19 protein-coding genes are annotated in these 21,199 nt (G+C 63.6%); 14 read left to right on the top strand and 5 right to left on the bottom strand.

Going from position 1 to position 21,199, the window contains the following annotated elements:
* The first annotated feature begins 101 nt into the window (after window positions 1–101).
* The 10 genes from BUC08_RS21365 (at window position 102) to BUC08_RS21320 (ending at window position 12,507) form a co-directional block, all read left to right on the top strand.
* Window positions 102–1,616 (top strand): ABC transporter substrate-binding protein, encoded by a 1,515-nt coding sequence (locus BUC08_RS21365; RefSeq protein WP_037929091.1) that lies wholly within the window; start codon window positions 102–104, stop codon window positions 1,614–1,616.
* A 69-nt stretch (window positions 1,617–1,685) separates the two neighbouring features.
* Window positions 1,686–2,603 carry an ABC transporter permease gene (locus tag BUC08_RS21360; protein WP_037929093.1) on the top strand — a complete coding sequence of 306 codons (918 nt, stop codon included), beginning with the start codon at window positions 1,686–1,688 and terminating at the stop codon, window positions 2,601–2,603.
* Between the two features lie 8 nt (window positions 2,604–2,611).
* Complete coding sequence (locus BUC08_RS21355; RefSeq protein WP_037929096.1) at window positions 2,612–3,523, top strand: ABC transporter permease; 912 nt, start codon at window positions 2,612–2,614, stop codon at window positions 3,521–3,523.
* Window positions 3,523–5,160 carry an ABC transporter ATP-binding protein gene (locus BUC08_RS21350; RefSeq protein ID WP_037929103.1) on the top strand — a complete coding sequence of 546 codons (1,638 nt, stop codon included), beginning with the start codon at window positions 3,523–3,525 and terminating at the stop codon, window positions 5,158–5,160. The genes BUC08_RS21355 and BUC08_RS21350 overlap by 1 nt, the downstream gene beginning before the upstream one ends.
* Window positions 5,157–6,746 carry a gamma-glutamyltransferase gene (locus tag BUC08_RS21345; RefSeq protein WP_037929106.1) on the top strand — a complete coding sequence of 530 codons (1,590 nt, stop codon included), beginning with the start codon at window positions 5,157–5,159 and terminating at the stop codon, window positions 6,744–6,746. Before BUC08_RS21350 ends, BUC08_RS21345 begins: the two co-directional genes overlap by 4 nt.
* The gene (locus tag BUC08_RS21340) at window positions 6,747–8,135 is read left to right on the top strand and encodes a M20 family metallopeptidase (RefSeq protein WP_037929108.1); all 1,389 of its coding nucleotides are present in this window, start codon (window positions 6,747–6,749) and stop codon (window positions 8,133–8,135) included.
* 4 nt (window positions 8,136–8,139) lie between these two features.
* Window positions 8,140–9,450, top strand: coding sequence for a D-serine ammonia-lyase (locus BUC08_RS21335; protein ID WP_234973786.1), 1,311 nt, complete (start codon window positions 8,140–8,142; stop codon window positions 9,448–9,450).
* Window positions 9,447–10,937, top strand: a complete 1,491-nt coding sequence (locus BUC08_RS21330) for an amidase (protein ID WP_037929113.1) — start codon at window positions 9,447–9,449, stop codon at window positions 10,935–10,937. Before BUC08_RS21335 ends, BUC08_RS21330 begins: the two co-directional genes overlap by 4 nt.
* 11 nt (window positions 10,938–10,948) lie before the next feature.
* Window positions 10,949–11,281, top strand: a complete 333-nt coding sequence (locus BUC08_RS21325) for a RidA family protein (RefSeq protein ID WP_037929115.1) — start codon at window positions 10,949–10,951, stop codon at window positions 11,279–11,281.
* A gap of 5 nt (window positions 11,282–11,286) precedes the next feature.
* Window positions 11,287–12,507: an NAD(P)/FAD-dependent oxidoreductase gene (locus BUC08_RS21320; protein WP_037929117.1), complete on the top strand. Its 1,221-nt coding sequence runs from the start codon at window positions 11,287–11,289 to the stop codon at window positions 12,505–12,507.
* Here the strand turns inward: BUC08_RS21320 and BUC08_RS21315 are convergent.
* Window positions 12,504–12,980, bottom strand: a complete 477-nt coding sequence (locus tag BUC08_RS21315) for an Lrp/AsnC family transcriptional regulator (RefSeq protein WP_037929119.1) — start codon at window positions 12,978–12,980, stop codon at window positions 12,504–12,506. The two genes, BUC08_RS21320 and BUC08_RS21315, sit on opposite strands and share 4 nt — an antisense overlap.
* Before the next feature lie 138 nt (window positions 12,981–13,118).
* Between BUC08_RS21315 and BUC08_RS21310 the strand changes: the two genes are divergently transcribed.
* The 3 genes from BUC08_RS21310 (at window position 13,119) to BUC08_RS24445 (ending at window position 15,800) form a co-directional block, all read left to right on the top strand.
* Window positions 13,119–14,138 carry a 1-aminocyclopropane-1-carboxylate deaminase gene (locus BUC08_RS21310; protein WP_037929121.1) on the top strand — a complete coding sequence of 340 codons (1,020 nt, stop codon included), beginning with the start codon at window positions 13,119–13,121 and terminating at the stop codon, window positions 14,136–14,138.
* Window positions 14,139–14,292: 154 nt separating this feature from the next.
* Window positions 14,293–15,492 carry a Fic family protein gene (locus BUC08_RS21305; RefSeq protein ID WP_037929126.1) on the top strand — a complete coding sequence of 400 codons (1,200 nt, stop codon included), beginning with the start codon at window positions 14,293–14,295 and terminating at the stop codon, window positions 15,490–15,492.
* A 35-nt stretch (window positions 15,493–15,527) separates the two neighbouring features.
* The gene (locus tag BUC08_RS24445; protein WP_143186804.1) at window positions 15,528–15,800 is read left to right on the top strand and encodes a hypothetical protein; all 273 of its coding nucleotides are present in this window, start codon (window positions 15,528–15,530) and stop codon (window positions 15,798–15,800) included.
* A gap of 42 nt (window positions 15,801–15,842) precedes the next feature.
* Here the strand turns inward: BUC08_RS24445 and bhcD are convergent, their stop codons facing one another.
* The 4 genes from bhcD to bhcA all read right to left on the bottom strand — a co-directional run bounded on the left by bhcD (window position 15,843) and on the right by bhcA (window position 20,203).
* Window positions 15,843–16,808, bottom strand: coding sequence for an iminosuccinate reductase BhcD (bhcD, locus tag BUC08_RS21300; protein ID WP_037929210.1), 966 nt, complete (start codon window positions 16,806–16,808; stop codon window positions 15,843–15,845).
* 62 nt (window positions 16,809–16,870) lie between these two features.
* A complete protein-coding gene (bhcC, locus tag BUC08_RS21295) occupies window positions 16,871–18,034 on the bottom strand; it encodes a 3-hydroxy-D-aspartate aldolase BhcC (RefSeq protein ID WP_037929127.1) in 1,164 nt (387 codons plus the stop codon).
* A gap of 13 nt (window positions 18,035–18,047) precedes the next feature.
* Complete coding sequence (gene bhcB / locus BUC08_RS21290) at window positions 18,048–19,013, bottom strand: beta-hydroxyaspartate dehydratase BhcB (protein ID WP_037929131.1); 966 nt, start codon at window positions 19,011–19,013, stop codon at window positions 18,048–18,050.
* Window positions 19,013–20,203, bottom strand: coding sequence for an L-aspartate--glyoxylate aminotransferase BhcA (gene bhcA / locus BUC08_RS21285; RefSeq protein ID WP_037929134.1), 1,191 nt, complete (start codon window positions 20,201–20,203; stop codon window positions 19,013–19,015). The genes bhcB and bhcA overlap by 1 nt, the downstream gene beginning before the upstream one ends.
* A 167-nt stretch (window positions 20,204–20,370) precedes the next feature.
* Here bhcA and bhcR point away from each other — a divergent pair, with 167 nt between their 5' ends.
* Window positions 20,371–21,198 carry an HTH-type transcriptional regulator BhcR gene (gene bhcR / locus BUC08_RS21280; RefSeq protein ID WP_037929137.1) on the top strand — a complete coding sequence of 276 codons (828 nt, stop codon included), beginning with the start codon at window positions 20,371–20,373 and terminating at the stop codon, window positions 21,196–21,198.
* Window position 21,199: the final 1 nt, after the last annotated feature.

Here is a 21,199-nt window from a genome sequence, read left to right as displayed (position 1 = left end):
GAGAATTGCAATCTCCTCTTGACCAATTACAATTCATCGATGTTGTATACAAGAACAAGAATAAAAATACAGAACCCCGAACCATAACAGTGAGGACTACCATGACACTGAAGAACCTGATGATCGGCACCGCCATGAGCCTGGTGACTGCCGCACCCGTATTCGCCGACAAGGCCGACGACACCCTGCGCGTTGCCTTTACCAAGGAACTCGAATCGGTCGACACCTATTACAACTCGGCGCGCGAAGGCATCTTGTTCACGCGCGGTGTCTGGGACGCCCTGCTGTACCGTGATCCGCAAACAGCCGAGATCAAGGGCAACCTTGCCACCGAATGGACCTGGATCGACGACGTCACGGTCGAATTCAAACTGCGCGAGGGCGTGACCTTTCACAACGGCGAAGTCTTTAACGCCGACGACGTGGTCCACACCGTGAATTACGTTGTGAACCCCGAAAACGGCGTAAAGGTCATGACCAACGTCAGCTGGATGAAGAGCGCGGAAAAGGTTGACGATTATACCGTCCGTATCAATCTGAACGCACCGTTCCCGCCCGCCGAAGAATACCTGGCAAGCGTTGTGGTCATGTACCCTGACGAATATTACGCCGAAGTCGGCCCGGCCGGCATGAACTCGAACCCCGTGGGCACCGGTCCCTACAAGGTCGACAAGGTCGAGGCAGGCAAGCTTTACGAACTGAGCCTGAACGAAAACTATCACGAAAGCCCCAAAGGCAAGGGCAAGATCAGCAAGATCGAAGTGAAAACCATCCCCGACATGAACACCCAGGTGGCCGAGCTGTTCAACGGCGGGCTGGATTTCCTGTGGAACGTGCCCGCAGACCAGGCCGAGAAACTGGCCCAGATGGACGACCGTTTCGACGTGGTCAACGCGCTGGCAATGCGCATCGGCTATATCACGATGGACGCGCAGGGTGCCGTTGATCCCGATGGCCCGATGACCAAGAAACTGGTCCGCCAGGCGATCTATCACGCCATCGACCGCCAGGCGATTGTCGATGCGTTGGTCAAAGGCTCGTCCGAGGTTGTGAACGCAGGTTGCGCACCGATCCAGTTCGGTTGTGACCTGACCGTCAAAACCTATGACTACGATCCCGAGAAAGCCAAGGCGCTGCTGGCCGAAGCCGGTTATCCCGACGGGTTCGAGATCGACTTTTACGCCTACCGTGACCGTCCCTATGCCGAGGCGCTGATGGGCTTTTTGAACGCGGTCGGGATCAAGACCAACTTCAACTACCTGCAGTACTCTGCCCTGCGTGAAAAGCGCACTAAGGGCGAGGTCGCGATTTCCTTCCAGACATGGGGCTCTTATTCGCTGCCCGACGTGTCGGCGATCACCGGTGAATTCTTTACCGGCGGCGATCTGGACGATGCAAATGACCCCGAGATCATCGAATGGGTGAACGAGGCCGGTTCGATCACCGACCGTGCCAAGCGGGAAGAGCTGTATTCCAAAGCACATGCCAAGATTGCCGAAGAGGCCTATTGGGTGCCGCTTTGGACGTACAACGTGAACTACGTCATGAGCAAGGAACTGGACTTCACCCCCACGGACGACGAAGTCATCCGTTTCGCCGACTTCTCCTGGAAGTAACATTTGACGGGCCGCGCGGCAGGTGTTGCGCGGCCCGTGCCTTTTTCTTTGCCCGGAAGGTGATGCACGATGGCCGTCTTCATACTTAAACGTCTCGGACTTGCCCTGTTGGTGGCACTGACCGTTTCTTTCATCAGTTTCAGCCTGTTGTTCATGGCGGGCGATCCGGCCGTGGCCATTGCGGGTGAAAACGCCAGCTCGGAAGACATTGCGGTGGTCAACGAACGCTATGGTTTTGACCGGCCGATGATCGTGCAATACGGCGACTGGCTGGGATCGGCTGTGACCGGTGACCTGGGCAATTCGTGGTATTTCGACATGCCGGTGACCGAACTGATTGCCGACCGCCTGACAGTCACCATGAAGCTGGGCCTCTTTGCCATCACACTGGCGCTGGCGGTGGCGATCCCGCTGGGCGTGGCGGCGGCGGCCAATCCGAATTCGATGATCGACCGCTTTGCGCTGTTTCTGTCCGTGGTCGGCCAGGCCATCCCGTCCTTCTGGTTCGGCCTGATCCTGATTGTCATCTTCTCGATCAAGATGCGCCTGTTGCCCGCCTCGGGCAACGAGACATGGCAACATTTTGTCCTGCCCACCGTCGTGCTGGGCTATTACGCCACCCCCGCGATCATGCGCCTGACGCGGGCGGGCATGATGGAGGTGCTGTCCTCTGACTATATCCGCACCGCACGCGCCAAGGGGCTGCGCACGCGCAAGGTGATGTTCAAACACGCCCTGCGCAACGCGATCATTCCCGTGGTCAGCCTGGCGGCGGTCCAGATGGGCTTTATGCTGGGCGGCTCGATCGTGGTCGAAACCGTCTTTGCCCTGCATGGGGCGGGCTATCTGGCGTGGGAATCCATCGCGCGCAACGACCTGCCGACAATGCAGGCCCTGATCCTGATTTTCTCGACTTTCTACATTCTGTTCACCTTCCTGGCTGACGTATTGAACGCATGGCTGGACCCACGGCTGCGCGTGGGCTGAGGACCGATATGACCGATACAACCACACCCGCCGACCTGCCCGTGCAGGCCCCCCGCGACAAACCGCTGACACCCGGACAGGCCATGCGCAGACGCGCGCTGCGCCACAAGGGTCTGATGTTCGGCGCCGTCGTCATGCTGATCGTCGTGGGCATCGCAATCTTTGCCCCGCTGCTGACCCAATATGATCCCTATCAGCAAAGCCTGCTGGCGCGGATGAAACCCCCGGTGTTTCTGGGCGGCACATCCGAACACTGGCTGGGCACCGACGGGCTGGGCCGGGATTTCTGGGCGCGCCTGGCTTACGGCGCGCGCATCTCGCTGATGATCGGCATTCTGGCCGCTGTCATTTCGGGGATCATCGGCTCGACGCTGGGCATTCTGGCCGGATATTTCGGTGGCCGCGTCGATATGGTCGTGACCTTCCTGATCAACGTGCGTCTGGCGATGCCCGTCGTTCTGGTGGCGCTGGCTGTCGTGGCGCTGTTCGGCGGATCGCTGACCGTCGTTGTCTCGGTTCTGGGCCTGCTGCTGTGGGACCGCTTTGCCGTGGTTCTGCGGTCGGCCACGATGCAGGTGCGCAAACAGGAATATGTCGCCGCCGCCGAAGTGCTGGGCGCATCATTGCCGCGCGTCCTGTTCAAGGACGTGCTGCCCAACGTGATGAACCACCTGATCGTGATCTTCACGCTGGAAATGGCCCACGCCATTATCCTCGAGGCGGCGCTGTCCTTCCTCGGCCTTGGCGTACAGCCGCCCACCCCGTCGTGGGGCCTGATGATTTCCGAAGGCAAGGACATGCTGTTGTTCGAGCCCTGGCTGATCACCATTCCCGGCGTCGCCCTGTTCTTTCTTGTTCTCGCCATCAACATGCTGGGCGACGGCCTGCGTGACGTCACCGCACCGGAGGGCCGCAACTGATGACCGATCCTATCCTGTCCATCAACAACCTGACCGTTGACCTGCCCAAGGCCGCCGACCGCGCCCATGCCGTCGAAAACCTGTCCCTGCAGGTCATGCCAAAGGAAATCGTCTGCATCGTGGGCGAAAGCGGCTCGGGCAAGTCGATCACCGCCTTTACCACCATGGGGCTGCTGCCGCAGGCGCTGAAACCGTCGCAGGGCGAGATCCGCTTTGACGGGCACGACCTGCTGAAACTGTCCAAGCGCGCGCACAGCAACCTGCGCGGGCGGCGCATGGCGATGATCTTTCAGGAGCCGATGTCGGCGCTGAACCCCTGTTATACCGTGGGTGACCAGATCGAAGAGATGTTCCAGCAACACACCGATCTGGGCGCGTCCGAGCGCAAGGCCCGCACGATCAAGCTGTTGGAAGAGGTCCACCTGCCCGATCCGCCCCGTGTTTATGGATCGTACCCGCACCAGCTCTCGGGTGGCCAACGCCAGCGTATCGTGATCGCGATGGCCCTGGCGCTGGACCCGGCGCTGCTGATTGCGGACGAACCGACGACCGCGCTGGACCTGTCCACGCAACAGCAGATCCTGCACCTGTTCAAGGAACTGCGCGAAAAGCACGACGCAGGCATCATGTTCGTGACCCACGACTTTGACGTGGTGGCCGAAATTGCCGACCGCGTCGTGGTGATGCAGCATGGCAAGATCGTCGAACAGGGCACCGCCGAAGAGGTCCTGAACCGCCCGCAACACCCCTATACCCGCCTGCTGATCGACGCCGTGCCGCGCCGCACCCGTGACGTGCCCGAGCCGATTACCAGCCGCGAAGTGCTGAAGGTGTCGAACCTGAACAAGACTTACCACATGGCCGGTGGCATGTTCCGCCCTGCGCGCACGATCCACGCCTGCAAGGACGTGAACTTTACCGTGCATCAGGGCGAAACGCTGGGCATCGTGGGCGAAAGCGGCTCGGGCAAGTCGACGCTGGTCAAATGCCTGATCCGTCTGGAAGACCCCGAAAGCGGCGTCGTGTCGGTCGAGGGCAAGGACATCGCGCTGATGTCGCGCCACGCCCTGCACCCCTACCGCAAGCACATCCAGATCGTGTTCCAGGACCCCTATGGCTCGCTCAACCCGCGCCGCACCATCGGCGACCAGCTGGTCGAGGGACCGGTGAACTTTGGCGAAAACCGTGCCAAGGCGATGGAACGCGCCCGCGAACTGATGAAGATCGTGCGGCTCGATCCCGAAGTTTTGAACCGCTATCCCAACCAGTTCTCGGGCGGTCAGCGCCAGCGGATCTGCATCGCGCGCGCCCTGATGGTCGAGCCGAAAATCCTGATTGCGGACGAGGCGGTCTCAGCGCTGGACGTGTCGGTGCAAAAAGAGGTGCTCAAGCTGCTGAACGAAATCCGTGACCGGATGGGGCTGACGGTCCTGTTCATCACCCACGACCTGCGCGTCGCCGCTCAGGTTTGCGACACGCTGATCGTCATGCAACAGGGCGATGTGGTGGAACGCGGCACCGTCGAAGAGGTCTTTGGCGCGCCGTCGCACCCCTACACCAAGATGCTGCTGGACGCGCAGCCCGGCAAGCATTGGAATGTGCCGGACGTCTCCACCCTGCCCCCGGCCGTCGCATGAGCGGGTCGTTTTCGCGCAGCCAGCAAACGCGCAAACCGGGTGTCACGGCCACATCGGGCGGTGTTGTCGCAGCCCAGCATGTGGTTGCCGCCGAGGTTGGCGCCGAAGTCCTCGCCGCAGGCGGTGACGCGGTCGATGCCGCCGTCGCCGTAAGCTTTGCCATTGGCGTGGTCGAACCGTGGATGTCCGGCCCCATGGGCGGCGGCGCCATGATGCTGTGGCGCGAAGACGAAGGCCGCGCCCATGCGCTGAACTATGGCATGCGGTCGTCGGCCACGCTGGACGTGGGGCATTATCCGCTGTCGGGTGCCGGGAAGGCTTCGGACCTGTTCCCGTGGGAAGCCGTGGTCGAGGACCGCAACGTGACCGGTGCCACATCGGTGGCCGTGCCTGGCACGATGGCCGGCATTTCCGCCGCGCACGGCCGCTTTGGCCGGATGCCCTGGGACACCCTGCTGGCCCCCGCTGTGGACCTTGCCAAACGCGGGTTGCACGTCGATTGGTACGCGGCCCTTGTCATCGCCTCCAGCGCGCGTGATCTGGCCCGTGACCCGGATGCGGCGGCGCTGTATCTGGACGATGGCCAATGGCCCAAAGGGTCCGGCTGGACCGCGCTGGCCGATCAGCGGCTGGACCAAAGCAAGATGGCCGAAACGCTGGAGCAGCTTGCCCGCGAGGGCGAAGCGGCGTTCTATCGCGGCGACATCGCTGCCGCCCTCGTGCGTGATGTCACCGACAAGGGCGGCTTTCTGTCGATGGACGACATGCGCGATTATAGCGCCACGTGGTCCGACCCGCTGTCGATCCCGTTCCGCGATGGCACCGTCTACGCCATGCCCGGCCTGACCGCCGGCCCGACACTGGCCGACGCGCTGGCCCGCTGGCAGGATGGCTATGACGCCGCCGACGCCGACAGCCCCGCCGCCCATGTCGCCCGCGCCAACGGGCTGCGCGCGGCCTATGCGGACCGGCTGACCAACATGGGCGACCACGACAGCGCCAAGGCCCCCGGCTGTACCACGCATTTTTCCATCGTGGACAGCGCCGGCAACATGGTGTCGATGACGCAAACGCTGCTGTCGATCTTCGGCTCCAAGGTGGTGTCGCCCTCGACCGGCCTGAACCTGAACAACGGCATCATGTGGTTCGACCCCGAGCCGGGCAAGCCGAACTCGCTGGCGGCGGGCAAGGCCTGTCTGATGAACGTCTGCCCCGTCGTGGGCGAAACCCCCACCCGCCGCTTTGCGCTGGGGGCGTCCGGCGGACGCAAAATCATGCCAGCCGTGGCCCAGATCAGCGGCCACCTGATCGAACAGGGCATGTCGATGCAAGACGCCATTGAGGCCCCTCGTCTGGACGCATCGGGCGGCGCGCAGGTGGTGGCGGACGAACGCCTTGCCGGTCCCGTGGCCGACGCGCTGGCCGACAGCTTTCCGTTGGCGCTGGCGCAACGGCTGCCCTTCCCCTTTGCCTTTGCCTGCCCCGCAGGGGTGATGCGCGAGGGCACCACAAACTCCGGCACCACGGAAACCATGTCCCCCTGGGGCGATGGCGTGGCTGAACCCGAACACAAAAAGGCCCCTTGAATGACCCTGCAAGACTCTGCCCGCGCCAACATCGAAACCTATTTCGACGATGGTGAGTTCCAACGCGATCTGGCCACGCTTGTGTCCCGTCCCACAGAAAGCCAGGACCCCCGCGGCAAGCCGCACCTGCACGCCTATCTGCACGACGACATGGCCCCGATGCTGGAATCCATGGGCTTTGTCTGCCAGTTCCACGACAATCCCACACCCGACGGCCCGCCGATCCTGACCGCTGAACGGATCGAGGATGCAAGCCTGCCCACGGTCCTGACCTATGGCCACGGCGACGTGGTGCGCGCACAAGAGGGCCAGTGGCGCGAAGGGCTGACGCCGTTCGAGCTGATCGAGGAAGGCGACCGCCTCTATGGACGCGGCGCGGCCGACAACAAGGTCCAGCACCTGATCAACCTGCGCGCGATGCAGGCGGTGCTGAAGGCGCAGGGACATCTGGGCTTTAACGCCAAGGTCATCATCGAAATGGGCGAAGAGGCCGGATCACCGGGTCTCAAGGAATTTTGCACCGCCAATGCCGACCTGCTCAGCGCGGATGTTTTCATCGCGTCCGACGGCCCGCGCCTGCGCCCTGCCGCCCCCACGATCTTTACCGGCTCGCGCGGCGGCGTCAGCTTTGATCTCGAGGTCAACCTGCGCGCCGGCGCCAACCACTCGGGCAACTTCGGCGGTCTGCTGGCCGATCCCGCGATGATCCTGTCGCACGCCCTGGCCAGCATCACCGATGCGCGCGGCCAGATCCGCGTGCCGGAATGGCGCCCCACCAGCCTGACCCCCCGCATCCGCGAGGTGCTGGCCGCCCTGCCCGCACACGACACCGGCATCGACCTTGACGCCGATTGGGGCGAGGTTGACCTGACCCCCGCCGAACGTGTGTTCGGCTGGAACAGCTTTGCCATTCTGGCGATGACCGCAGGCGTCCCCGCCGCCCCGCTGAATGCCATCGCCGGATCAGCCCGCGCCACCTGCCAGTTGCGGTTCGTGGTCGGGACCGAGGTTGACGACATCCTGCCCGCCCTGCGCCGCCATCTGGACCGCGAAGGGTTCGGCAAGGTCAAGATCGTCGAACATGAGCGCAACAGCTTTCCCGCCACACGGCTGGACCCCGACCACCCGATGGTCCGCTTTGCCACCGCGTCGATTGAAAAAAGCGTGGGCGTGGCACCCGACATCCTGCCAAACCTTGGCGGCTCTCTGCCCAACGACTGCTTTGCCGAGGTGCTGAACCTGCCGACGATCTGGGTGCCGCATTCCTATGCAGGCTGTTCGCAGCACGCGCCCAACGAACATATCCTGAAATCCCTGTCGCGTCAGGCGCTGGTGGCGATGACCGGGCTGTTCGCCGATTTGGCCGAACAGGGCCTGCCAAAGGATTGATCCGGTGCCCCTTGCCCCTCAGGACATGATCGCCCTGCGTGACACCGTGCGTGCGGGGCAATCGGCTCTGTGGGTCAATCCCGCCTATATGCCCGCCAACGACCCCGTGGCGCGCGTCGATCTGGACCGGGCCTGCGATGACTGGGCCATGCTGGCCCCGCTGCTCGCGCGGCTGTTCCCTGAATTGGAGGCGTCGGGCGGGCGCATCGCCTCGGACCTGATCCCAGCCCCCGCAGGGGCATTTGGCGATCATGCGGGCACCCTGCTGATCAAGGGCGACCATGCCCTGCCGGTGGCCGGGTCGATCAAGGCGCGCGGCGGTCTGTTCGAAGTGTTCATGTGCGCCGTCACCCAGGCCCGCGCGGCAGGGGTGCTGGCCCCCAACGCGCCCCTCACCGATCTGGCTGATATGCGCGATTTCTTTGCGGCCCGCACGATCGCGGTCGGTTCTACCGGCAATCTGGGTCTCAGCGTCGGCATCGCCGCACGCGCGCTGGGGTATGCCTGTGTCGTGCATATGTCGAGCGACGCCAAGCCGTGGAAGGTCGACCGCCTGCGCAAGCTGGGGGTCGAGGTGGTGCTGCACACCGCCGATTACACCACCGCCGTTGCCGCCGCGCGGGATGCCACGGCGGACGATCCCGACAGCTATTTTGTCGATGACGAATCCTCGGAACTGCTGTTTCGCGGCTACAGTGCGGCAGCGGCAGAGCTGGCCGCGCAACTGGACGCGATGGGCGTTGCCATCGGCCCCGACCGTCCCCTGTGCCTGTACCTGCCCTGCGGCATTGGCGGCGCGCCGGGTGGCATCGCCTATGGCGCGCGGGCGATGTTCGGAGCCCATGCCCACAGCTTTTTCGTCGAGCCGCAGCAATCCGCCTCGGCCCTGTGCCAGATGGCCTTCGATGCGCCGTCCGTGCACGATCTGGGCCTCAGCAACCGGACCGAAGCCGACGGCATGGCCGTTGCCACCCTGTCGCCGCTGGTGCGCGCGCGCATGCACGACCGCCTGGCGGGGGTCTGCACGGTGGGCGATGCGGACATGCTGCGCTGGGTCGCGGCGGGCCATGCCCACGGGTTGCAATTCGAACCCTCGGCCACTGCCGGCTTTGCAGGACCACAGCACCTGATGCACAGCGCGGCGGGCAAGGCGTTTCGCACGGCCCACATGGCCCACGTGCAACCCGAAAACATCGTGCACGTCGTCTGGGCCACCGGCGGCCTGTTCGTCCCCGACGCTGCCCACCGCGCCTTTCTGGACGCCGCCGCAGCCCTGCCCGCCGCCCTTGACCTGCCACAGGAGATCACCCCATGACCAACCCCGCCAGCCTTGGCGCCATCGACGCCCGCCGCCTGATCGCGCGCAAAAAATTGTCGCCGGTCGAGCTGGCGCAGGCGTGCATCGCGCAGGTCGAAACGCTGGATCACGCGGTAAACGCCCTGATCGCGCGCGACTTTGACGGGATGCTGGAGGGCGCGAAAAAGGCCGAAACCGCCGTGATGTCGGGCGCGCCCCTGGGGGCGCTGCACGGCCTGCCCTTTGCGGTGAAGGACATGATTGATGTGACGGGCCTGCCCACCACCTTCGGGTCTGAAGCTTTTGCGAACAACATCGCCACCGGCGACGACGCCATCGTTGCTGCCATGCGCGCGGCGGGCGGTTTGCCGATGGGCAAGACCAACACGCCGGAATGGAGCGCGGGCGGCAACACCCGCAACCGCGTCAACGGGGTGACCGCAAACCCCTACGACCTGACGCGCACCTGTGCCGGATCGTCGGGCGGCTCGGCGGTGGCGCTGGCCTGTGACTATGCCCCGCTGGCCACCGGATCGGACACCGGCGGCAGCCTGCGCAATCCGGCGGCCTATTGCGGCATCGTGGGCTACCGGCCCAGCCCCGGCGTGGTGCCGGGCAACACCCGCGCGGCAGGGTTGATCCCCATGCCCACCTCGGGTCCGATGGCGCGCAGCGTGGCGGATGCAGGGTTGATGCTGTCGGTGCTGGCCCGCCCGGACCGCAACGACCCGTTCACCACCGTGATCGACGGGCAAACGCCGTGGGATGCGGCAAGCTTTGCCAACCTGCCACGCCGCGACCTGTCATCCCTGCGCATCGCAGTCACCGAGGACTACGGCTTTGCCCCCACCGAAACGCTGATCCGCGACCACTTCCGCGCGATCCTGCCCAAGCTGGCACCGTTCCTGGGCGAGGTCACCGAAGCCATCCCCGATTGCACCGACGCCGACCGCATCTTTTCCGTCCTGCGCGGGGTGCAGTTCTTGGGTGTCCACGCAAAACTTTACGACGAAACCCCCGATCAGGTCGGCCCCAACGTCGCTGACAACGTGCGCGAAGGCCGCAGCTATTCCGCCGAGGACGTGGCCCAGGCGATCTTTGCCCAAGGGCGCTATCACCGCGACTGGCAGGCGTTTTTCGAGCTGCACGACTTTATCATCTCGCCCGCCGTCACCATCAGCCCGCGCCCGTGGCGCGAACTCTACCCGACCGAAATCGACGGCACGCCCACCAAAAGCTATTATCACTGGCTGGCGATGGCCTATGCCTCGACCATTCCGGGGCATCCGTCGATCACGATCCCCTGCGGGATGGACGCGAACGGCATGCCCTTTGGCCTGCAAATCGTCGGGCGGCGTCACGACGATCTGGGTGTGCTGGCCGTCGCCGCCGAACTTGAGGCGATCATCGCAGGCACCGATCTGGCCGTGCCTGCCCCCGACTTTGCCGCCCTGCGCACCGCCCCACCGCTGTCGCAGGCGGACGAATTCCTGACATTCAACTGAAAGCGTTAACCATGAACATCCCCCTCTCGAAAACCCGCCGCATCGACAACACCCTGTACCTGTCCGGCGAGCTGGGCTTTGACGCCAACGGCAAGATCCCCGAGGGCATCACCGCGCAAACCGAAAACTGCATCGCCAACATCAAGGCGACGCTGGCCACCGAAGGGCTGGACCTGTCGCACGTAATCTCGGCCACCTGTTACCTGACCGATCCGGCGGATTTTGCCGCCTTTAACGCGGTCTATGCCGCCGCATTCCCGCAACCCTACCCCGTGCGCACAACCCTTGCCGCCGCGCTGATGATCGACGCCAAGGTCGAAATCACCGTGATCGCACAAGGCTGACCGGAATGGCGGATTTCCTTGTTCTGGGTGCCGGCATGGTCGGGATCAGCGCCGCACTGGCCTTGCAGGCGCAAGGCCATGCGGTGCGCGTGATCGACCAGCGTGGACCGGGCGAGGAAACCAGCCACGGCAACGCGGGCGTCATTCAGGCCGAGGCCCGCGCGCCCTATGCCATGCCGCGCGATCTGGCGACGCTGTTGCGTTACGGGCTGGGGCGCAGCAACGACTTTCGGCTGGACCCCGCGGTTCTGCCGGGGTCGGCACGCGCCTTGCTGGACTATTTCCGCCACTCGGCCCCCGCCCGCTATGCCCAAGTGATCCCGCATTACGCCGCACTGATCGCCCGCGCGACCGCCGACCACGGCACGCTGGTGGCCGACGCAGGCGCCGACGCCCTGATCCGCCGCACCGGACTGGGCGAGATTTACGAGACCGCGCAGGATTTCGACGCGCGTGCGCAGACCGCCACCGACTTTGCCGAAACCCACGGGTTGGCGCTGCGCTGCGTGGCCGGGTCCGACCTGCGCACTGAAGAACCGGCGCTGACCCGCAGCCCGGCGGGTGCCATCGTCTGGGACGAAAGCTGGAGCACATCCGACCCCGGCGCGCTGGTCCGCGCCTATGCCAAACTGTTCGAGGCACGCGGCGGCACGATCCTGCAAAGTGCCGTGCACCAGATCACCGAGACCGTCACCGGCTGGCGCGTGGACCGCGATGGCGGCCATCTGAGCGCGGAACATCTGGTGGTGGCGCTGGGACCGTGGTCGCCTGCGCTGTTGAAACACCTGGGCTACCGTGTGCCGATGGTGATGAAACGCGGCTATCACGGGCACTACGATATGCAGGGGAAACTTGCCCGCCCCTATCTGCTGGCCGATCACGGCGTGGTCATGTCGACCATGGCGCGCGGCCTGCGCATCACCACGGGTGCGCATCTGGCCCGCACGACAGCCCCGCAAAATCTGGCGCAACTGACCCACGGAGCAGCCGCGGCGGGCGCATTGGTCGGGTTGAACGGCCCCGTGCCTGACAGCCAGTGGCAAGGCGTGCGCCCCTGCCTGCCGCGCATGTTGCCCATGGTGGGCCGTGCGCCGCGCCACGACAAACTGTGGTTCAACTTTGGCCACGGGCATCAGGGCCTGACCCTTGGGCCGACCACCGGCGCGCTGCTGGCCGACATTGTGGATGGCCGGGACGATGCGCTGACGCGGGCGCTGGCCCCCTAAAACGGCAGTGGCGCGTTGTCCTTGACCTCTTTCATCACGAAAAAGCTGCGGATCTGCCGCACGCCGGGCAGGGCGATCAGCATCTTGCTGTGCAGCGCGTTGAAATCCGCCATATCCCGCACGCGGATTTTCAGCAGGTAATCGAAATCCCCCGCCACCAGGTTGCAATCCAGCACCTCGGGCATGGCAATCACCGCGTCCTCGAAGGCGGCAAAGCTGTCGGGCGTGGACCGGTCCAGCACCACGCCCACCATCACCAGCGACCCCAGGCCCACCGACACCGGATTGATCCGCCCGCGCACGTCCAGCACATGCTGGTCCGCGAACAGGCGTCGTATCCGGCGGTGACAGGTGGCCGGGCTGATGTTCACCCGCTGCGCGATCTCGGCATTGGTCAACCGCCCGTCCTGCTGCAACAGCCGCAGAATCCTGCGGTCGATTCTGTCGATGCCTTCTGTGGAAGATTCTTCCATAATTTACCTGACTATCTATCGCACCGAATAGTATTTTCGGTTTCTCATCAGAAATATGTAAAACATGCCCCCAACTTAGAAAGCACATTTCATCCTTCTTCCCCTAACATGCACCAAAGCCAAACCGGAAGGAAAACCATGTCCCTGCTTGATAAATTCGAACGCTACCCGCTGACATTCGGGCGCACCGCCATCGAACACCTGCCCCGCCTGAGCGAAGCCCTGGGCGGCAAGGTCGAAATCTACGCCAAACGCGAAGACTGCAACTCGGGTCTGGCCATGGGCGGCAACAAGCTGCGCAAGCTGGAATATATCGTCCCCGACGCCATCGCCTCCGGTGCCGACACGCTGGTGTCCATCGGCGGGGTCCAGTCGAACCACACCCGTATGGTCGCCGCCACCGCCGCAAAGATCGGCATGGATTGCGTTGTGATCCAGGAAAAATGGGTGCCGCACCACGATGCCGTCTATGACCGCGTCGGCAACATCATGATGACCCGCCTGATGGGCGCGGATTCGCGTCTGGTCGATGAAGGCTTTGACATCGGCATCCGCAAAAGCTGGGAAGACGCGATCAAATCGGTCGAGGACAAGGGCGGCAAGCCCTATGCCATTCCCGCCGGTGCCTCGGTGCACAAATACGGCGCACTTGGCTATATCGGCTTTGCCGAAGAGGTTGCCGAGCAAGAGAAGGAACTGGGCTTCAAGTTCGACTATATCGTCGTTTGCGTCGTCACCGGCTCGACTCAGGCGGGGATGATCGTGGGCTTTGCCGCGCAGGACCGCGCCGAAAGCGTGATCGGCATCGATGCCTCGGGCACACCCGAACAGACCCGCGCCCAGGTGCGCAGCATCGTCGATGACACCGCCGAGCTGGTCGGCCTTGGCCGCAAGGTCCGCGAAGACGAGATCGTGATCAACAATGACTACGCCTATCCCGCATATGGCGTGCCGTCGGACGAAACCAACGAAGCGATCCGCCTGGCGGCCCGCACCGAGGCGATGATCACCGACCCGGTTTACGAAGGCAAATCCATGCAGGGCATGATCGACCTGACGCGCAAGGGCTTCTTCCCCGAAGGATCCAAAGTGCTCTACGCCCACCTGGGCGGCGCACCGGCGCTGAACGGCTACGCGTCGTATTACAAAGAGGGCTGATCCCTCCCCAGCCCCGCATGGGCCGCTCTGTCAGAGTGGCCCATGTCAAAGACCGGCATGCAAGATCGGCAACCGATATCGGCAAACTCTTGCAATTTTCTCTATTTATGCCCTATAAACATTCAACTTTTGACGAACACAAGATCGGCAAAAAATGTTGGAAACACCGGGCCGCATAGAACCCTGCTTTTTCGAAGATCACATCCCCGCCGCACTGGCTGACCTGTCGGTCGAAATCCAGCGCGCCGCCAGCGATCTGGGGCATGGCCTGCACCCCGACAGCGCCGCCGAGCTGGCCGACCTGGTGCGGATGATGAACTGTTACTACTCCAACCTGATCGAAGGTCACAACACCCGCCCGCGCGACATCGCCCGCGCACTGGCCGGTGCCGAACTCGAGGCGGAAACCCGCCCCCTCGCGCTTGAGGCGCGCGCCCATGTCATCGTGCAGCGCGCCATCGACCAGATGCACCGCGACGGGACATTGCCTGCGCCCACTTCAGTTGAATTCCTGACATGGGTGCACCGCGCCTTTTACGACGAAATGCCCGACGAATTCCGTGTGGTCGACCACCCCGACGGCACACAGGAACCCATCGTGCCGGGCCGGATGCGTCAGCCCGGCGACCGCGAGGTGGCCGTGGGGCGGCACCTGCCGCCGTCGTCCGACCGCGTGGCGGCCTTCATGGAGCATTTCGACAAGCGCTTTCGCATCGCCGAACGGTCCGCCAGCGGGCGGATCATCGCCATTGCCTCGGCGCATCACCGGCTGAACTTCATCCATCCCTTTCCCGACGGGAACGGCCGCGTCAGCCGGCTGATGTCGCACGCGATGGCGCTGAATGCGGGGATCGGGGGCAACGGGCTGTGGTCGATCTCGCGCGGGTTGGCGCGGGGGCTGGAGGATCGCGGCGAATACAAACAGATGATGGACCACGCCGACACCCCCCGCCGGGGCGACCGCGACGGACGCGGCAACCTGTCCCAGGCGGCGCTGCAAACATTCTGCACATGGTTTCTGCAGGTGGCGCTGGATCAGGTCACTTTTTCGGCGAAATTGTTCGATCTGGGCGGGCTGGAGAAACGCTATCGCAGGTTGGTGGCCGACACCATCGACGACAAACGCGCGCCGGACCTGATGTCGGCGGTCCTGCGCCACGGCACACTGGACCGTGGCGACGCGCAGATCGTCCTGAAGACATCCGAACGCACGGCACGCAACACGCTGAAATTGCTGACAAGCGCGGGTTTCCTGACCTCAAGCGGGCCGAAAACGCCCGTACGGCTGGCCTTTCCGCTGGATTACCGCGAGCGGCTTTTTCCCAACCTCTTTGCCGAGGCTGATGTGCTATAAACAACGAAGCCTAGGTTAAGAAAGTGGCCAGATAGATGATTTCAGTTGAAGTAGAAAATCATGATGATCCCGAATACGGGCCAACGCCGGTTGTGAACCTTATCATCACCGCAGATGAAATCGATCAGTTGATCGTGGACCTACAGAGCCTGCAAAAATCGAGAAGTGGATCTTCTCTGCATCTTTTTTCAAGTGCTTGGGGCAATGGAGATCTAAGTGTCACTCAACTTTTCAACGGGTCCAATCCCGTACACCATTTGCATGTGTTGCGCACAGGTGATCCCAAAGACCCCCTTGAAGATGTGTGAACCATTCGCACTCACATTTCGAAACTGCGACGTTTAGCTCTCCTAAAAATCCACCTCGATCGCAATCCCCTGCGCCACCGCCAGATCCACAACCGCCGCCGCCACGGCCAGATCCTGCAGGCCCACGCCGGTGCCGTCAAACAGCGTGATCTGGTCGTCGCTGACCCGCCCCGCGTGGGTGCCGTTGATGACCGCGCCCAACTGGTGCACGTCGCTTTCGGCAATCAGCCCCTCAGCCACCGCGTGCTGTGCCTCGCCAATCGACACCGATTGCGCGACCTCGTCGGTAAAGACCGTGGCCCGCGCCAGCAGCGCCGCCTCGACCTCTTGCTTGCCCTTGGTGTCGGTGCCCATGCACGCCAGATGGCAACCGGGTGCCACATGATCCGCCATCAGCGACGGGGAAAACGCAGACGTGATGGAAATGATCACATCCGCCTCGACCATGCCGGGCAGATCGACCGCCTGGAACGGCACGCCTGCCTCGCGCGCGATCTTCTCGATGTTGGGCAGCATCTCGGGGTGATAGTTCCAGCCGATCACCTTGTCGAAATCCCGCTGCTCCAGCGCCGCACGCAGCTGGAATGTCGCCTGATGGCCCGCACCCACCATACCGATCACGCGTGCATCCTTGCGCGCCAGATGTTTGATCGACACCGATGACGCAGCGGCGGTGCGCAGGGCGGTCAACAGGTTGCCCCCCACCATCGCCCGCGCCCTGCCGGTGTCGGGATCGAACAGGAACACCGTGGACTGGTGGTTGATCAGGTTCCGCTTTTCCAGGTTGTTCGGCCAATACCCGCCCGCCTTCAGGCCCAGCGTCAGCCCGGCGCGGTCAAACCCGCCCTTGAACCCGTACAGCGCATCCTCGTGACCAATCGCCTCGCGCACGACGGGGAAGTTATAGGCATCGCCCGCCGCCATGGCGGCAAAGACCTGTTCCACCGCATCAAAGGCGGCGGCTCGGGTCATCAGGTTGGCAATCTCGCGTTCGGGGACGATCAGCATGGGGGTGGCTCCGGTCAGTTTGGGACAGTGCAGGCGACCGCGTGCCGCCTGCACAAAGGGGATCAATAGGCTTTGCCGCGCGCCGACACCGGCCACAGGACCTCGACCTTGTCGCCGCGCACGCCCACGTACCAGTCGTGTACGTTGGCGGTGGGGTCACAGTGCCCCGGCACCAGCCGCAGCTTGTCGCCCACTTTCAACACGCCGTCAGGGTCGGATACCACGCCGTGCTCATCGGAACATTTGGTGTATTCGATATCCGTGCGGCCAAAGATCACCGGCAACCCGCTGTCCACCGACTGCGCTTTCAGGCCCGCATCCACAACCGCAAGGCCGGGCTTGGCGTGGCTCATCACCTGCGTGAGAATAAAGAACGCATTTTCCCATTCGCCTTGGTCGATACGCTGTCCGCTGGCATCCAGAATGCGGCCGTAATCGGCATCCATGAACGCATAGGACCCGCATTGCAGTTCGTTATAAACGCCCGAGTTGCTCTCAAAGTAATAGCTGCCCGTGCCGCCGCCCGAGACTAGCTCGCATTCGATGCCTTCGGCCTTCAACCCGTCAACCGCGTCCTTGACCTGTGCAATCGCAATGTCCAGCTTGGCCTTGCGGGCCTCATAGCTGTCCAGATGCTGCATAGCACCCTGATAGGCCTGGATGCCGGTAAAGGTCAGACCGTCCGCCGCCTGCACCGCCTTGGCAATCTCGATCACCGCATCCGTGGTGGTCACACCGCACCGCCCCGCGCCACAGTCGATCTCGACCAGCACCTCGATCTCGGTGCCATGTTTCACCGCCGCCGCCGACAGCTCGGCCACGTTGGCCACGTCATCCACGCAGACGATGGTGCGCGCGCCGAACTTGGGCAGCCGCGCCAGCCGGTCGATCTTGGCCGCATCGCGGACCTGGTTCGACACCAGAATATCCTTGATCCCGCCACGGGCGAACACCTCGGCCTCGGACACTTTCTGACAGCAAACGCCAACAGCACCGCCCAGACGTTCCTGCAACTTGGCCACGTCCACCGACTTGTGCATCTTGCCATGCACGCGGTGGCGCATCCCGTGCGCTTTTGCGTAATCGCCCATCTTGACGATGTTGCGCTCCAGCGCGTCCAGATCCAGCACAAGGCACGGCGTCTGGATGTCCGCCGCATCCATGCCCGGCAGCGCCGGCACGTCATAGCCCACTTCGAGGCCGTCGAATTTAACAGGTGCATTCATGGTGTTGGCTCCTTCAATTGGACCACGGCAGAGCGTCAAGATCGACGTTGCCCCCGGTGATGATGATCCCGACCCGCTTGCCCGCGAACCGGTCCTTGTTGGCAAGGATGGTGGCCAGCGGCACGGCGCTGCTGGCTTCCATCACGATTTTCATACGCTTCCACGTCAGTTTCATCGCATCCACGATCTGATCTTCCGAGGCTGTCAGGACATCGCTGACGTGGTTTGACACGAAATGCCATGTCAAATCTTTCAGCGGCACCTTCAGCCCGTCGGCAATCGTGTCCGGCGCATCGTCCGCAATGATGTGACCCGCACGGAAACTGCGCGCGGCGTCGTCGGCCTGTTCCGGCTCGGCGGCAATAATCTGCACCTCGGGGGCCAGATGTGACAGGGTCAGGCAGGTGCCCGAAATCATGCCGCCGCCACCGATAGGGGCCACGACCATATCCAGCCCGTCGGTCTGCTCCATCAGCTCGCGCGAACAGGTGCCTTGACCCGCGATCACACGCGGATCGTTGTAGGGGTGCACAAAATCGCCCCCCGTGCGCGCCTGCACCTCGGCAAAGACCGCCTCGCGCGATGTGGTCGACGGTTCGCATTCGGTGATCATGCCGCCATAGCCGCGCACTGCATCCTTTTTCGCCTGTGGCGCGGTGCGGGGCATGACCACGTTGCACGGGATTCCCCGCCGCCCGGCGGCGTAGCTGAGCGACAGCGCGTGGTTGCCCGACGAATGGGTGCAGACACCAGCCTTTGCCTCGGCATCGGACAGGCCGAACACCGCGTTCGACGCGCCGCGCACCTTGAATGCGCCCGCCTTCTGGAAATTCTCGCATTTAAAGAACAACTGCGCACCGGTCAGCTCGTTCAGGAACGAAGACGTCAAAACCGGCGTGCGGTGGATATAGGGCGCAATCCGGTCGTGCGCCGCCAGCATGTCGTCAAAGGTCGGGATATACATGGCCGTATCCTTCATCACGCGGCGTCCTGCTGCCGCTCGGCGCGGTTGGCGCGATAATAATCCTGCGCCGCCGCCACGCCCGAGCCAAGCGTAATATCCAGACCCAGGTCGGCCATGCACATTTCCGCCGTCGCAATCCCCGACAGCATCATGACATCCGTCAGGCTGCCCAGATGGCCGATGCGGAACACCTTGCCCGCAACCTCGCCCAGACCGACGCCAAAGGCGACGCCGTAAACCTCTGCCGCGTGGGTCACGATGCTGGTCGCGTTGAACCCCTCGGGCGTGCGGATGGCACTGACCGTGTCGGAGTAAAGATCCGGGCTTGCCGCACACAGATCCAGCCCCCAGGCGCCCACCGCCGCCCGCACGCCTTCGGCAATGCGGTGATGGCGGGCAAAGACATTTGCCAGCCCCTCGTCCAGCAGCATCCCGCAAGCGGTGTTCAACCCGTTCAGCAGGCCGACCGCAGGCGTGTAGGGATAGGCGCTGTTGGCATAGCCCTTGGCCATGTCGTGCACGTCAAAGAAGGTGCGCGGCAGCTTGGCGGATTTCGTGGCCTCCATCGCCTTGGCGCTGAACCCGACGATGCCCAGACCGGCGGGCAGCATGAACCCCTTTTGCGATCCGGTCACGGCCACATCGACGCCCCAGTCGTCAAACCGGAACTCCATCGACCCGATCGACGACACGCCGTCCACGAACAACATCGCAGGGTGGCCCGCATCATCCAGCGCCTGACGCACCGCCGCAATGTTCGACCGCACGCCGGTCGCGGTTTCGTTGTGCGTGGCCAACACCGCCTTGATCTGGTGACCCGTGTCAGCCGCCAGAATCTCGGCATAACGGTCCGCAGGCACGCCCTGCCCCCACGGGGTTTCGACCACGTTCACGTTCAGCCCGTGGCGCTGGCACATATCGATCCAGCGTTGCGAAAACATCCCGTTGCGCGCCGCCAGCACGGTGTCGCCCGCGCTGAGCGTGTTGGTCAGCGCCGTTTCCCAGCCCCCCGTGCCGGTCGAGGGGAAAATGAACACCTCGGCGCTGGTGCTTTTCAGCACCTTTTGAACGCCCGCACGGGCGGGGTGCAGGATCTGCCCGAACAGCGGCGACCGGTGGTCGATGGTCGGCATGTCGCAGGCCTTGCGCAGGTTCTCGGGGATGTTGGTCGGCCCCGGAATGAAAACTGGGTTCTGAAAGCTCATGTCCGTCTCCTTGATGTGTTGCACCCACCTTAGGACAGTGATCGCGCGCACCCAATTTTTTTGAAATCGTTTTTCAAAAGTGCTATAAAAGGAATAATCACGTCATGTCAGTGCCTTGCATTTTTCATATCGTGAAAACGGCTTTCGCTTTAAATCAAAGGCATTATATGGTTTCCCAAGATAATCCCCCCTCCGAGCCCCGCCGCGCCCGTGGCCGCCCCCGCGACTGGTCCGACAAGACCGCGCAGAACACCATCAAATCACTGGACCGCGCGATGGAGGTGTTCGAATTCCTCAGCGAACACCAGGGCAAGGCGCTGACCACGCTTGCCACCGAAACCGACCAGTCCCCGGCCACGGTCTATCGCATCCTCGTGACCCTCGAAGGGCGCGGGCTGGTGGAATTTGACGCCGTGGAACAGCTTTGGCACATCGGCCCGCGCGCCTTTGTCATCGGTGCGCGGTTCCTGCGCCGCACCAGCCTGGTCGAACGCGCCCGCCCGGTGATGCGCCGGCTGATGGAGCAGACGGGCGAGACGGCAAATCTGGGTATCGAACGCGGCGGGCAGGTTCTGTTCGTCAGCCAGGTCGAGACCGAGGCCACCATCCGCGCCTTCTTCCCCCCCGGCACCCTGTCGCCCATGCACGCCTCGGGCATCGGCAAGGCGCTGCTGGCGGAAATGGACGACGCGCGGTTGCAGCGCGCTTTGGCGGGCAAAACGCTCACCGCCTTCACCCCGCACAGCATCACCGATCTGAACGCCCTGCGCGCCGATCTGGCACAGGTCCGCGCGCGTGGCTATGCGGTGGACGCCGAAGAACGCAACATCGGCATGCGCTGCATCGCGGCCCCCGTGTTCGACATCCACCAAGAGGCGGTGGCGGGGATTTCGGTTTCAGGGCCGACCAGCCGCGTGGGTCTGGAGGATATTGAGCGGTTGAGTGTCGCGGTGCGCGCAGCGGCAGCGGATTTGTCGGCGACGTTGGGGGGTTAGG

This window comes from Pseudosulfitobacter pseudonitzschiae, from assembly GCF_900129395.1.
In the GTDB taxonomy this organism is placed as follows: domain Bacteria; phylum Pseudomonadota; class Alphaproteobacteria; order Rhodobacterales; family Rhodobacteraceae; genus Pseudosulfitobacter; species Pseudosulfitobacter pseudonitzschiae.
Note: the sequence above shows the minus strand (reverse complement) of the source record. Positions and strands in the feature narration are given on the sequence as shown.